12 protein-coding genes and 1 pseudogene are annotated in these 13,802 nt (G+C 47.8%); 12 read left to right on the forward strand and 1 reads right to left on the reverse strand.

What is annotated here, in order from left to right:
- The first annotated feature begins 22 nt into the window (after positions 1-22).
- From A3750_RS20375 to arsB, 12 genes and pseudogenes are all read left to right on the forward strand, one after another.
- Positions 23-841 (forward strand): alpha/beta fold hydrolase, encoded by an 819-nt coding sequence (locus A3750_RS20375; protein ID WP_068521600.1) that lies wholly within the window; start codon positions 23-25, stop codon positions 839-841.
- Positions 838-1,743 (forward strand): GGDEF domain-containing protein, encoded by a 906-nt coding sequence (locus A3750_RS20380; RefSeq protein ID WP_197475198.1) that lies wholly within the window; start codon positions 838-840, stop codon positions 1,741-1,743. Before A3750_RS20375 ends, A3750_RS20380 begins: the two co-directional genes overlap by 4 nt.
- 246 nt (positions 1,744-1,989) lie before the next feature.
- Positions 1,990-2,118: pseudogene (locus A3750_RS27380) on the forward strand (hypothetical protein); the annotation flags it as partial.
- Positions 2,119-2,206: 88 nt separating this feature from the next.
- Positions 2,207-2,911 carry a mechanosensitive ion channel family protein gene (locus tag A3750_RS20385; protein WP_197475199.1) on the forward strand — a complete coding sequence of 235 codons (705 nt, stop codon included), beginning with the start codon at positions 2,207-2,209 and terminating at the stop codon, positions 2,909-2,911.
- A 70-nt stretch (positions 2,912-2,981) separates the two neighbouring features.
- Positions 2,982-4,328, forward strand: coding sequence for a sigma-54-dependent Fis family transcriptional regulator (locus tag A3750_RS20390; RefSeq protein ID WP_068521596.1), 1,347 nt, complete (start codon positions 2,982-2,984; stop codon positions 4,326-4,328).
- A gap of 76 nt (positions 4,329-4,404) precedes the next feature.
- The gene (locus tag A3750_RS20395; RefSeq protein WP_068521594.1) at positions 4,405-5,772 is read left to right on the forward strand and encodes a hypothetical protein; all 1,368 of its coding nucleotides are present in this window, start codon (positions 4,405-4,407) and stop codon (positions 5,770-5,772) included.
- Between the two features lie 179 nt (positions 5,773-5,951).
- Positions 5,952-6,518 carry a BON domain-containing protein gene (locus A3750_RS20400; RefSeq protein ID WP_068521371.1) on the forward strand — a complete coding sequence of 189 codons (567 nt, stop codon included), beginning with the start codon at positions 5,952-5,954 and terminating at the stop codon, positions 6,516-6,518.
- A gap of 60 nt (positions 6,519-6,578) precedes the next feature.
- Complete coding sequence (locus tag A3750_RS20405; RefSeq protein WP_068521372.1) at positions 6,579-6,812, forward strand: hypothetical protein; 234 nt, start codon at positions 6,579-6,581, stop codon at positions 6,810-6,812.
- A gap of 123 nt (positions 6,813-6,935) precedes the next feature.
- Positions 6,936-7,949: an amidoligase family protein gene (locus tag A3750_RS20410; protein ID WP_068521592.1), complete on the forward strand. Its 1,014-nt coding sequence runs from the start codon at positions 6,936-6,938 to the stop codon at positions 7,947-7,949.
- 60 nt (positions 7,950-8,009) lie between these two features.
- Complete coding sequence (locus A3750_RS20415; RefSeq protein ID WP_068521590.1) at positions 8,010-8,702, forward strand: gamma-glutamyl-gamma-aminobutyrate hydrolase family protein; 693 nt, start codon at positions 8,010-8,012, stop codon at positions 8,700-8,702.
- A gap of 199 nt (positions 8,703-8,901) precedes the next feature.
- Positions 8,902-9,960 (forward strand): AraC family transcriptional regulator, encoded by a 1,059-nt coding sequence (locus A3750_RS20420; protein ID WP_068521588.1) that lies wholly within the window; start codon positions 8,902-8,904, stop codon positions 9,958-9,960.
- 100 nt (positions 9,961-10,060) lie between these two features.
- Positions 10,061-11,104: an ACR3 family arsenite efflux transporter gene (arsB, locus tag A3750_RS20425; protein WP_068521586.1), complete on the forward strand. Its 1,044-nt coding sequence runs from the start codon at positions 10,061-10,063 to the stop codon at positions 11,102-11,104.
- Between the two features lie 101 nt (positions 11,105-11,205).
- On the opposite strand, the gene A3750_RS20430 is transcribed toward arsB, so the two are convergent.
- Positions 11,206-13,662, reverse strand: coding sequence for an ATP-binding protein (locus A3750_RS20430; RefSeq protein ID WP_068521584.1), 2,457 nt, complete (start codon positions 13,660-13,662; stop codon positions 11,206-11,208).
- Positions 13,663-13,802 lie beyond the last annotated feature (140 nt).

Consider the following 13,802-nt stretch of genomic DNA (forward strand, 5'->3'; position numbering starts at 1 on the left):
CATTGTGAATAGGCGTCCAGCAATGCACACAAAGTCGCAGGAAAACGACCCAATTTTGAAACGGAATAACGTCAAAGTATTCGGCAGCGGAGGCCACACGCTCATGCTTGCGCACGGGTTCGGTTGTGATCAGAAAATGTGGCGCTTCATGCTTCCCTTCCTCGAAAAAGAGTACCAAATTGTTCTTTTCGACTATGTGGGTTGCGGCCAATCTGACTTTAGTGCGTATGACAATAAGCGCTATCAAACGCTTGAGGGCTACGCGAACGATGTCATAGAGATATGCGAGACGCTTGAACTCGAGGAGGTGGTGTTTGTTGGCCATTCCGTTAGCAGTGTGATCGGTATCTTGGCCTCCATCGAGAAACCAGAGATATTCTCCAAGCTCATTATGGTATGTCCATCGCCCTGTTTTCTTAATTTTCCTCCCGAGTATTTAGGCGGGTTTGAGAAGGAGGATCTCGAGGAGCTCATTAACCTGATGGACAAAAACTACATCCGCTGGGCGAATTATCTTGCTCCGCTGGTCATGGGGCAGGACAACGATACAACGCTCGTCAACGAGCTTGAATCCAGTTTCTGCTCAACCGATCCCAAGTACGCAAAACCATTTGCGCAAGCAACATTCTTTTCGGACTACCGGGGCGCGCTTTCGCACGTCGTGCACCCTTCCTTAATACTCCAAAGCTCCGAGGATTCTCTCGCATCCATTGATATTGGCAGCTACATGCAGCGACATATGCCCAACTCGATGCTTTCCGTGATCAAGGCGCAAGGGCATTGCTTGCACATGACAAAACCCGAGATTGTCGCTCAGCAGTTAATGAAGTTCGTTTTGTGAATTGGAATCTCGACCTTTTTCCTTGTCTGCTTTTAGTAACGGATCTCGATACAAACCGTATTTTAGAGGGCAACGCGTATTCCGAAACGCTCTTGGAGATCCCCAAAGACAGTCTCATAGACAGCAACCTGAAAGATATTTTGACGAAAGCGTCGCTCATCTTCTTAGAGAGTTATATCCGACCGACCGTCATCGATGCGCAATCATGCATTGAGGTTCAGATAACGCTGAAAGATTCGCATCAACAAAGAATACCTGTGATCGCCAATATCCAATTGAAAGGTCGCTATTTGTACTGGTCACTGTTCTCGGCAGAGAAGCGCGACCTTTTGTACGAAGAGTTACTGGCAACCCAAAAAGAACTAGAGCAAAGTACCGAAGAGCTAATAGAACTTACCCGCGTTGATCCACTCACTAATCTGCTGAATCGCAGGGCAGCTCAATCCGATATTCAGAAACTGCTCACTCAAGTGCGCAGAAAGTTCATACCGATGGCCTTTCTCGTCGTCGATATTGACCATTTCAAAAAACTGAATGACCAGTATGGCCATGACAAAGGTGACGAAGTCTTGACCAGAAATTCAAGCATACTTCAGTCATCTAGCCGCCAAAGTGACGTTGTTGCCCGCTGGGGTGGTGAAGAGTTTTTGGTCGTGCTCTTTAATTCAGACAGAGAGCAAACATCTGCGTATTGCGACAGACTGCATCAGCGCATCAAGGCAAGCACTAACGAAGGCCCCTTGTACACCGTCAGCATTGGTGTAGCTCAGTTAACTGAAGATCAAATCGACCAGCCAAATGTGCTCGACATACTCATCAAGCAGGCAGATCAAGCCCTTTACCAGGCCAAAGCGAACGGTCGAAACAGAACAACGTTTTTCGAGCAAGCGAGCCAAGCTTAGTCCATAACACTCAACGAACAGACCAGCACCTTGGCTCTCGTTTTCTTTGCGTTCCGGCAAGCACTTCCTTCAAACACGCACCCTGAAAAAATTTCATACCCATGTAAAAAGCGGCCTGTTATTTAAGAGACAGCGCGAGGCCACGCAGGGCCGATAATCCGAATAAGCGATTAAACTCAACGACTTATAAAGAACGGTACGGTATTCGCTTCAGTCATGGGGTATTTTCGAATGAAGGATGAAGCTATGGACAACGCGATAAATGATGCAACGCTGCAACGCATTGAAGAGTTGATCGATGAAAAACTCTACGGATGGCTTGAAACGACCCTGACCCATATCCCCAATTTCATTGTCGCGCTTGTTATTCTTGTTGTTTTTTTTATCACCGCAAAAATCGTCGCGATGGTTCTGAGAAAAAGTTTTCTACAAAGGGATGGAGTCTCATCAGGTTGCAGATTTAATGCTGACGATTATGCGCATTATCATCATCGGTCTTGGGTGTTTTATTGCACTGGATTTTTTAGGGTTGAAAGGGACCGTCACTTCACTCCTTGCGGGTGCTGGTATTGTCGGCCTGGCGCTAGGTTTCGCTTTCCAAGACATTACCGAGAACTTTATTGCCGGTGTTGCAATGGGCATCCGCAAGCCATTTCGCCCTGGTGACATCATTCAAACCTCTGAAGTCTTTGGAACAGTGAAGTACCTCAACTTTCGCAACACCATCATCGAGACCTTCTCCGGGCAGCTTGAAATCGTGCCAAACAAGCATCTATTTCGTAATGTGCTAACAAACTATTCTTACTCGGGTGAGCGTCGCATTGATGTGCCTGTTGGCATCTCATACTCTGATGACATTGATGCAGCAAGTAAGGCGATTACAAACAAGCTCAACACCCTTAACGGTGTGATTCGCCAGGACGAAACCTCTTGTTATGCAGCGGGGTTTGGAGATTCTAGTATCGACTTGGTGGCGCGCTTTTGGATTCATTACCCAGACGGAGATTACCTGAGAAAAATGCATGAAGCCGTCGCTGCCATTCATTCAGCTCTAAACGAAGAAGGCATTTCGATTCCATTTCCAATCCGAACGCTCGATTTTGCTGTAAAAGCAGGTCAAGCCTTGGATGAAAGCGTTATACAATTCAAGAAAAAAAGCCAAGCCTAGTTTGTGCTGAACGCACACCACAGGTACATTGATCGAAAACCGAATCTACTCATTTTTTAAGAGATGCTATATGAGCCAAGCCCGCACTTTTATCCACGTCAGCAATAGCGATCTGCAAACGCTATTGATGCAGCTTCCCGCAATGAAACGCTGCATTATCACAAGTGGAAGTGAGCTTGGTTTTTGGCTCGAAGAGTGCATTGAGCTGGAGGCAAATATCGCAATCATTGATATGGATGCCGTGACAGCAAGAGAGTTATCTCAAGTGGAGTCTTTGGATAATGTCGACTTCATGTTCTTCAGCGATGGCAATCCAAATCCCGCACTCGATACACTGATGGCCAAAGGTGGCGGATATCACTTTCGAACACCGTTCAATGAAACCGCTATCAACGAAGCGTTAGAGGACTTGCTTGAAGACCATGAGCAGCGTACGCGACAAAAAACACAGGCTTTAACTAGCGACCTTGATCAATTTGGTCAATTAGTAGGTTCGCATAAATCCATGCGAAAACTGTATCGGGCCATCCGACGTGTCGCAGGCACCGATGCCAACGTATTGGTCATTGGCGAAAGTGGAACGGGCAAGGAGCTGGTCGCGAATACCATTCACGCCATGAGCCCGCGCTCCGACGAGCCGATGGTCGCAATTAACTGCGGCGCATTGAGCCCAGAACTGATTGATTCACAACTATTTGGCCATAAGAAAGGCGCGTTTACTGGCGCAACAAGCGATCACAAAGGCGTTTTTGAACAGGCAGGCAACGGCACCGTCTTTTTGGATGAGGTCACCGAAATGCCGATCGAGCAGCAAGTAAAATTACTGCGTGTTCTGGAACAAAGTGAATTCAAACCTGTCGGTAGCGAGCGAACACTCAAGACATCGGCCCGTATTATTGCAGCCACCAATCGCGATCCATTTGACGCAATGGAGAACGGCTTTCTCCGAGAGGATTTATACTTTCGTCTTGCGCAGTTCCCTCTCACCGTTCCCGCGCTGAATGAGCGTGGTGAGGATGTAACAGGCCTCGCTAAGCACTTTGTCGCGTATTTGAATCAGGTGCATGAACAACACATTCAAATCGAACAGGCCGCCTTAGATTTAATTGCCGAACACCACTGGCCGGGGAATGTCAGAGAGCTGCGCCACTGTATTGAACGCGCGTTTATTCTGGCGGAAGACGCGATTACTCGCGAGAACATTCTGATACTCGCCTCAGAGACAGAAACCAATGAGGAGGTTGGCGTCCAGGGCATACCAACAGGCGTGCCACTAGAAGAAATCGAACAAGCTGCCATTGAGAAAACGTTGGAAGAAAACGAGGGCAATAAAACAGAAACCGCCGATCAATTGGGCATTAGCGTTAAAACGCTTTACAACAAACTCGACAAGTACCAAAGCGAGAGTGATAACTGAGTCCAGACGCTCGCTCAAACCAAGAACAGAACCGTTGTTATTAAGCTAATCGTCAAGAGATCGAACACTGTCACGCATGCCTGCACAGCCATCAAATAACAAAGCCGCCTCAACAAGCTCCGGCCAAGAACAGCATAACCGCCGCGTTCAGATTTGTGGCTCGTTGTTTAGCAAGCTTGGGGATGCCCTCTCAAATACCAAGGTCGTTCTTCCAGCGTTGTTTCATGCGATTGCTGCACCGACTTTTTTTGTTGGGTTGATCTCACCTATTCGTGAAGCTTTCTCGATGTTGCCACAGGTTTTTCTGACCGAACGCGTCAACCGACAAAAGAAGCCTCAAACTATTTACGCGTTTGGCGCGCTTGCTCAAGCCTTATCTCTTGCTGCGATGCTGGTGGCGTTTTTAAATCTCGAAGGCTGGATTGGCGGCCTTGCCATTCTGATCGCCTTACTATTATTCAGCTTGGCGCGAAGCTTGTGCTCGCTTAGCTCAAAAACGGTACTCGGTGCGACCGTTCGAAAATCCAAGCGCGGCGGCTTACTCGGCACTGCTGGAACAATCGCAGGTGCCATCAGCGTCGCCTATGGCATTTGTTTATACATTTATACAAACCGTCTACTGAACACAGAACCAAGTTCCGCTTCAGCCGCCTCAACCAACCAATCCGTTGATTCAGGCGCGGTGGTGAGTCAGGGTTTGGCGGAACATCATTGGATTTTGGGTAGCCTATTGGGCGCGGCAAGCCTCTTCTTCGCGTTAGCCGCCGTTAGCTACTTATCTGTACAATGGCAAAACAAGAGTCCAGACTCCTCTTCCGGCTCAACTCCAGATCAGTCGCCTCCCGCTTGGCGTCTCTTGATGAATGACACGCACTTTGCGCGCTTTGTAATCACCCGAGCTTTTATGATGGTCTCTGCACTTGCGATGCCTTACATCGCAATGCTCTCTCTGTCTTCATCGCAACAGGATTCAACCTCAACCATCGCCGTCTTTGCGCTACTGGTAATCATCGAAGGCTCCAGCAGTCTTGTAAGTAGTCGCTTTTGGGGCACAGCATCTGATAAGAACAGTCGTATGGTGCTCATTAGTTCAGCGCTTTTAAGTTGCGTTTTATGCGCATTCGCTACCGCGGGACTCAGTGACGTGCTTTCGCCTCCTACTTGGGCTTGGTTGCTGATGTATGCGCTGTTAAGCCTGACGCACAATGGTGTTCGCCTGGGTCGCAAAACGTTTGTGGTCGATCTGGCCGATGACCAGCAAAACAGTAATGAAAAGCGTACAGATTATGTCGCCATCAGTAATACCTGTATTGGCGCACTGTTACTGCTATTTGGCCTTGCCTCTGCGGTTCTGGCACAGAGCTCGTTACTTGCGCTGTTTATCGTATTCACCATCAGTGCGCTTATCGCGACCGTACTAGGCTTGACGTTAAAGCGTATCTAACGCTCTCCCTCCCTGAACTTTTTTCAAACGATCGGTAAATTTCGCCCATCAAAGTACCCTCCAAATAACCAATAAACATATAAACCATTGATTTTTATATGCTTTATATTCTGGCACGACCCCTGCAACCTATTCATTGACGCTTAGCGTTGAACACCATTTTTAACAGGGAGCACAGTATGAACTTCAATAAATCATTTCTAGCCTCGGCCATTCTTTCAACGGCTGTTACAGCAACCGTTTCCGGTTCAGCATTAGCGGGCCAAGGATATGCACACGAGATGGAAGGTAAGCTCAATTCAGCTTGGCTTGATGGAAAAGTAGAAATGGCCTTAATGCTGGACAAAAACCTGAATAACTTTGAGATCGACACCACCGTTGTCGGCACCACCGCATTTCTGACTGGTCGAGTGGACAATGAGCTGGATCAGCGTTTGGCAGAGGAAATTGCCGCAAGCGTTGAAGGTGTCACTGAGGTTGAAAATAACTTAACAGTCGCGCAAGGCTCTGCAGAAGCACCCATTGATGAACAGCTGGTGGATGCGCGTGTCGACGCTGTGCTGGCGATGAAATTGTTGCTTGAAAACGAAGTAACAAGCAAAAACATCGATATCGAAACGGAAGATGGCGTGGTCATTTTGAGTGGCTCAGTGCCAACGCAGGCGGAAGCCGATCTCGCTATAGCAATCGCCAACAATACCTCTGGCGTCGAGAAGGTTGAGAGCAAACTTGAAGTCGAAAGTTAAACCGCCGCTGTCGTGTTTATAAAAGAGAAAAATCCAATATCAGTAATCAGGAGAAACAGCATGTCTATGACAGAGAAACTAAAAAATACGCTTCATGATCAAATTGAGTCTTGGGAGAAGCAACTCGATGAACAAAAAGCGAAGCTCAAAAAAGAGTACGCAGAGCACAAAGCTGCGGACTCTAGAGAAGCGCTTTTTGAAGACAGTAAGGAAAAAATAGAGGAAAAGGTGGAGCAGCTGAAGCGAAAAATCTCTGCTGCAAAATCTCAAATAGAAGAAATGGCTGACGCTTAAAGGCTCAGCGAAGGTATCGCGGAGAATCGCCTGCATGGGGTTCTCCGCCCTTCACCTGCCCTTCACCAGCCCTTACACCAACCTGTTTCCTGCGAACGACTAAACCAATCAGAGGTACTTATCATGACTCAGCAACATCAGTGGACACCCGAATACAAACGTACCGAAGACGATGATCTACGCCGAGTAGGCGTTGAGGTAGAGCTTGCAGGCTTGTCGCCAGACAAGATCGTACACTTGTTACAGTTGCGATTTGGCGGCGTCGAAGAAATTGAAAGTCCGTTTGTTTATCACTTAAAGGATTCGCGCTTGGGTAATTTTCGTATCGAACTCGATGCAGAACTACTGAAAAAGCATGGCGAGCAAATTGAAGTCGAAGAAGACGAATCAGGAAAAGATCTACGCATGAAGGTGATCGATCTGTACACAGATGCCTTAACAAACTCAGCGGAGCTTTTCGTTCCTTGGGAGATCGTGACAGACCCTATTAAGATGAAGGAGCTTTCGATCCTCAATCCTATTTTTCCAGAGTTGAGAAAGGCCGGCGCAGAGGGTACGAAAGAGTCACTGCGCTATGCGTTTGGCGTGCATCTAAATCCAGAACTACCCTCGCTTGAAGCCGAGACGATCCTGCGTTATCTGCAAGCCTATATTGTGATGCACGATTGGCTAGTCGAAAAAGAAAATGTGGATTTGATGCGCCGCATCACGCCGTACATTGCGCCGTTCAAAACGGAATACATTCAAAAAGTGCTCGCACCAGACTATAAGCCGACAATGGATCAGCTTATTGACGACTATCTAGAGTACAACCCGACCCGTAATCGCTCACTCGATATGCTGCCACTTTTTGCGCACATCGATGAACAACGCGTTCGTGAGGTAGTGAAAGACTCGCGTGTTAAAGCGCGCCCAACACTGCACTATCGTCTGCCAAACTGTGAAATCGACGAGCCTAGTTGGGAGCTTTGGACTGTATGGCAAAACTGGCTTCAGGTTGAATCACTCGCAAATCACAAATCGTTGCCCGAGCTTGCCGCGGAGTATCTCGAGTCAATGCAGAATTTAAGCCATCGGTTCTCAAATAAATGGAGTGAACAGATCGACGACCAGCTTGAGAAAATCGATCCGGCTTAGTACGCCATCGCAAAGAACACTCAATCGCGTGACCCCATTCTTTTGATAAGGAGCCGTACAATGAGCAACACGAAACCAAAAGTGTTAGTGACAGGGCCGAACAAGCGACTTAAATTTGGTTGGTGGGCGACACGTTATGCCCTGAGACATCTAAACCTAGACATAGAATACGCAAGCCCTGGCGATAAAGTCACACCCGAAGAATATGATGGCTTGATCATTGGCGGTGGCGACGACATCGAGCCAGAGCTATATGGCTTATTGAAGGACGACAAAAAAAAGCGCGCGTATGACCCGGAACGAGACCGTTTTGAGCTAGCGCTTTTGGAAAACATGCTCAAGCGCAACGTCGCACTGTTTGGAATCTGTCGCGGTGCCCAGTTGCTCAATGTCGCTCAAGGTGGAACGCTTTTAAACGATATCAGGCCGCATCGTCAGCTTACCTCCAACCGAAGAACGCTCCGAGCAAAAAAGCCTGTAAAGGTTGAATCGAATTCAAGGCTGCACGCTCTATTAGGCACAGAGCAAGCTTGTGTGAATAGCCTCCATGAGCAAGCGGTTGACCGTTTAGGAGGCGACCTAAAAGCCGTGGCCGCTGACCGCGACCACTTTATTCAAGGGATAGAATCGCCTTCACATCGTTTTATGATGGGCGTTCAGTGGCATCCCGAGTATCTGCCTTTTCAGGCAGACCAGCGCAACCTGTTTAGAGGCTTTGCACGTAGCGTTCACTCGATCGCAAATCACGGTTGAGGCCTTCTATGCCTCGACCTCATATGCCATTACCTGAAAAGTAGGCGAACACTTGTGTGCAATTTGCCAACTTTCCCATAGACTGCGCACATCGAATGAGCGATTATTCACTGCGATGACCGCGGGATGCATGGCCTCTCCAATAGGGTGCCATTCAACGACTCACAACAAGATTATCAATTAGTAGCACGCAGCCATAATGAGCGATTCACCCGAGCTAAAGCCATCCATTGAGCTAAAACATCTAGCAAGCATTGGCGACCAACAATATCCGAGTGTTGAGCTTCGGTACCTACTAGATTACCTGCGCGAACAAGGCAAAGGGCCTTGGTGCGATGCACTCATTGAAGAGCTCGATCTACAGCAACACTTGCACAACGAATTCCTCCCTTCCTTTCTTGCACTTGAATGCAACAACCGCATTGTTCGCGATCAATTTTCGATCGGGCTTGGTGTGGCTGTTGGCGAGCGTTATGGATTGGATGACTTTGGAATACTCGGTGCCGGGCTGCGCCATGTTCCTTCTTTATATGAAGCGCTCAATATTACACTCGCCTACTATGAGCTCATTGGCAGCTTAACCGACCTCACCGTCATTCAGGATGAGCACACCTTTACTAACCGGTTTGTGAACGTTGCCGGCCTCAGTGAGGAGTTAGTGCACCTTCTCTTCGAGTTGACCATAAGCGGCATGGTTTCTCTCGGTCGGACAATCGCCCAACGAGATTTTAAAGTGCATACCATTCGCTTCTCTATGGCGCTCTCGAACGAAGACAAATCATTCTTCAAAGAGCGCTTCAACTGTGATGTAGAAGACAAGGCAAAATTCAACGAATGGGTGATGGACCTAAAAGATCTCCAGCGAGACATCACTTATGAGCCAAGAGAACGTTCCGAATTAGATAACAGCATTCACGATCTTAATATCTTAATGGAGACCTTGAAAAACGAGTTTGCTTTGGTCGATCGTTTCGATCGCTTTGTCTTAAACAACGAAGAAGAGTTCCCGAATTCAAAAGAGATTGCAGACGCGCTGTTCATGAGCGAGCGCACGTTCAGACGTAAACTCAAAAGCATCGGACTGAACTACAACACACTCATGGGAAAAATTCGCTGTCAGATCGCTATTGCGATGCTGCAACGCGGCGAGCATACAAATGAAGATGTCGCGTTCGAACTGGGATTTTCAGACGCTGCGAACTTCTGCAATGCCTTTAAAAAGTGGACCGGACACACGCCTAACTTTTATCGCCCTTGATATAAAACCCGAGTACAGCTCTAATTTACGCGCAACGCGCAAAATACGCGAACCTGCGTGATCCAAAAGCGTCACCGCCAATTCAAAAGTAAGGAACAACATGGGTATTTTCGAACGCTATCTCAGTATCTGGGTTGCCATCAGTATCACCGCAGGAATCGGTCTCGGCGTATTGGCACCGGGTGCCTTTGAGCTCATTGCTAGCATCGAGTATGCCCATGTGAATATTCCGGTAGCGCTATTTATCTGGGTCATGATTTACCCAATGATGGTGCAAATCGACTTTAGCGCCGTGAAGGAAGTGGGTAAAAAGCCAAAAGGTATCCTGCTCACTGTCATCGTGAATTGGCTCATCAAGCCGTTCACGATGGCAGCGCTTGGCTGGCTGTTTTTTAAAGTAATTTTTGCGGACTTGGTTGACCCACAAACGGCCTCTGAATACATTGCGGGCATGATCTTGCTTGGCGTTGCTCCCTGTACCGCAATGGTATTCGTCTGGAGCCAGCTAACCAAAGGCGACCCCAACTACACACTCGTTCAGGTATCAGTGAACGACATCATTATGATCTTCGCTTTTGCCCCTATCGCGGCCTTCTTACTTGGTCTGAGTGACATTACCGTGCCATGGGAAACGCTCTTGCTCTCGGTCATTCTTTACGTCGTGATCCCGTTGGTTGCAGGTGTGATAACCCGTATTCGGCTTGATCGACCTGATGATCAGGCGGCGGGGAAAAACAATAATCATGAACGGCTAAACCGTTTCCTGACTGTCGTAAAACCGTGGTCTGTGACCGGGCTTTTGGCCACAGTGGTATTGCTATTCGGCTTTCAGGCGCAAACGATTCTCGACAAGCCACTGGCAATCGTATTGATCGCCATTCCACTTTTGATTCAAACCTACGTGATTTTCGCAATCGCTTACGGTGGCGCGAAAGCACTCAAACTGCCGCATAACATTGCAGCACCAGCCTGCTTAATCGGCACCTCTAACTTTTTTGAATTGGCCGTAGCCGTAGCGATTTCCTTGTTTGGCCTAAATTCGGGCGCAGCGCTTGCGACCGTGGTTGGTGTATTGGTTGAGGTGCCTGTGATGTTGTCTTTAGTCGCTTTGGTAAACCGAACACAACACTGGTTCGACAAATAGCGCGAGCTACAACCATTCGTTGAGCGTGTATCGTTGAGTTGCGGATTGCGGATTGCGGATTGCGAGCTAAGGTAAGCGTTTCAAAAGGCGGCGCTCGCTCACTAGTCGCGCGCTGAAATGCCCTCTCCGTGGATATGTCCAAGCCATTTGCCCATTAAGGCATACAACTTTTGAGCATCGACCGGTTTTGCAATGTAGTCGTCCATACCTGCATTAAGACACATTTCTTTGTCTCCTTTCATTGCGTTTGCTGTCATCGCAATGATCGGTACGTTCGCCTTTTTCGGCGCAGCCAATTGCCGGATCGATCTGCTCGCTTCATAGCCATCCATTACCGGCATTTGGCAATCCATAAACACCAGATCAAAGTCTTGCTCTTGAAGTGCATCAACGGCCTGCCTTCCATCTTCCGCCATCACTACATTAACTGAAACGTTGGTCAGCATTAACTCAGCAACCATGCGGTTGATCTCGTTATCGTCCACCAGCAAGATGGTTCGCCCATCAAAATTGTATGTTGGCTCGTCCTCAGACTTAAACTCTTCACCAACAGAGCTGGAATGCGCGTCTGCGAGCGCATCCAAAAACTCCGAGGGTTTAATGGGGCTGCGCACCTCTTTGACAAATACTGCTCGATCAAACTCACCAAAATCTTCAGAATATAAAGGCGTCAGGTAAAGCTTTGGCAAGGCTTTCGTCAGCTTGCCCAATGCTTCGCTTAACACCTGTTGGTAATCGTCCATATCAGCAATAATGCAGCTTACATCCGCATATAAACCTCTGTCTCCAACTAACTGCTGCAAGGCAAGCATAAAGTCCGACACATCCTCAAACACAACACTTTCAAGCCCCCAACTTTCCAGATGATTACGCATGGCCCGACGACGGACCTCATTGTTATCAAAAATCATCGGCTTAATATGTCGCAAAGGGCCTGAACGCACCTCGCTCTCGGGAACATCGGCTTCGATTAAAGGTAAGAAAAAACTAAATCTGCTGCCCTTGCCTTGCGTAGACGTCACTGCAATATCGCCGCCCATCAGCTGTGCGAGTCGCTTACAAATGGTGAGACCAAGTCCTGTGCCGCCGAACTTGCGTGTTGTAGATGTATCTTCTTGCGAAAACGCCTCAAAGATATATGCCAATTTGTCTTCTGAAATTCCAATGCCACTGTCTTTTATCGAAATCTTAAAATAAGCATCACCCATACGCTCCATCACTTCAGCACGAACCTCAACAACGCCACCATTGGTAAACTTATTCGCGTTCGATAGCAGATTCAGCATAACTTGCCGTATTCTGCTGGGGTCACTGTTTACGTATTCAGGTAGGCGAGAACTGTATTGAATAACCAACTGGTTCTCGGATTTATTTGCGAGCATGGTGACTTGATCCACGGCACTCTCAATCAACGCCAATAAGCTGAAATCCATACGCTCAATTTCAATCTTTCCTGCCTCTATTTTCGAGAAATCGAGTATGTCGTTAATAATCTGCGTCAAGCTGCCGGTGCTTGTCAGAATCGTTTCAATTTGTGAACGCTGATCGCTATTTAAGCCCGAGCGCTGGAGAATCTGCGCCATACCATTGATACCGTTCAAAGGGGTACGAATCTCATGACTCATGTTGGCCAGAAACTCACTCTTCGCCTTGGTTGCATCTTCAGCACGCAATTTTTGCCGTTCCAGATCGACCATTTGCTCCTGAAGCTGGCGCGTCGCTTGTTTTACTTTTTCGTCGAGATTCCGATTCACTTCCGCGAGTTCTTCTTTGGATTTGGTCGCCGATATAGACACGCGAAAGCCCCACGTCATCAAGCCAATGACGAGGATAGCTAACGCGACCGAGGCAAACTGCCCCATTGTGTTTATTTGATCGAAATGGGCTTGCTCGATACTCAACAGGCGAGAACTAAAACGGCCATTAAGATGCTCTAGAAGCTTTTTCTCCTCAACCCGCCTTTTCTGAATCGAGCGATCATACAACGCCAAATGACGAGCAAAGCGGCCTATCTCTTCGGGTAATTCCCCTATGGTTTCCTCAATGAGTCTGACGGCATGCCAAGTCATCTGCCAGCCTTCTAACTTCGGCTCGATCAAATATCCTTGCACATACTGACGTTCTTCGATCGAGAGTCGTTTAGCCCCAGGCAAAGAAAACAAGCTAGGCAACTCAGGAGCTAAATAGCGGGTTGAGTTATATTTAATGGCACTATTCGTTTTTAAATCTTCAACAATCCATCGCAGTTCCTCTGTGTAAGACATCAACATATCTAACACCATAGGCTCGTACTCCGCCGAGTGCTGCACGAGCCACGTCGCATCGTGTACTACACGCTCGAAAAGCATATTCAATTTGTCGAAGTTTCGCCTGCTTGCCTGGTTGATCGACTGCATCTCTTGAATGAGCTGAAACTCAGCTGTGTTCAATGACGCCGCATTTATTCGCATATTCTCCATGTTCTTCGCGTCTATCTGGGCGGTCACAATGATCGCGATACAACCAAACACGAGCAAAAGAAGAAAAATGATCAGGCGACGCAGCGATTGAAGTCTCATTACTTCACTCCGCTAATGGCCGCAGCGTTTAAACGATTTGGCACAGGCGATCCGTCCAGGGTTTTTAAGAAAGCAACAATATCCAAGGCTTGCTCTTCCTCTAACGAAAACCCTAACTGGTAATAAGCCATTTTTATCAC

The organism is Oleiphilus sp. HI0079, assembly GCF_001635105.1.

What these genes read in the sequence shown, in the direction of transcription:
- A3750_RS20395 (WP_068521594.1), top strand. Translation starts at nt 4,405, where the DNA reads ATGCCTGCACAGCCATCAAATAACAAAGCCGCCTCAACAAGCTCCGGC.
- A3750_RS20390 (WP_068521596.1), top strand. Translation starts at nt 2,982, where the DNA reads ATGAGCCAAGCCCGCACTTTTATCCACGTCAGCAATAGCGATCTGCAA.
- A3750_RS20405 (WP_068521372.1), top strand. Translation starts at nt 6,579, where the DNA reads ATGTCTATGACAGAGAAACTAAAAAATACGCTTCATGATCAAATTGAG.
- A3750_RS20375 (WP_068521600.1), top strand. Translation starts at nt 23, where the DNA reads ATGCACACAAAGTCGCAGGAAAACGACCCAATTTTGAAACGGAATAAC.
- A3750_RS20400 (WP_068521371.1), top strand. Translation starts at nt 5,952, where the DNA reads ATGAACTTCAATAAATCATTTCTAGCCTCGGCCATTCTTTCAACGGCT.
- arsB (WP_068521586.1), top strand. Translation starts at nt 10,061, where the DNA reads ATGGGTATTTTCGAACGCTATCTCAGTATCTGGGTTGCCATCAGTATC.
- A3750_RS20385 (WP_197475199.1), top strand. Translation starts at nt 2,207, where the DNA reads ATGCTGACGATTATGCGCATTATCATCATCGGTCTTGGGTGTTTTATT.
- A3750_RS20415 (WP_068521590.1), top strand. Translation starts at nt 8,010, where the DNA reads ATGAGCAACACGAAACCAAAAGTGTTAGTGACAGGGCCGAACAAGCGA.
- A3750_RS20430 (WP_068521584.1), bottom strand. Translation starts at nt 13,662, where the DNA reads ATGAGACTTCAATCGCTGCGTCGCCTGATCATTTTTCTTCTTTTGCTC.
- A3750_RS20420 (WP_068521588.1), top strand. Translation starts at nt 8,902, where the DNA reads ATGAGCGATTCACCCGAGCTAAAGCCATCCATTGAGCTAAAACATCTA.
- A3750_RS20410 (WP_068521592.1), top strand. Translation starts at nt 6,936, where the DNA reads ATGACTCAGCAACATCAGTGGACACCCGAATACAAACGTACCGAAGAC.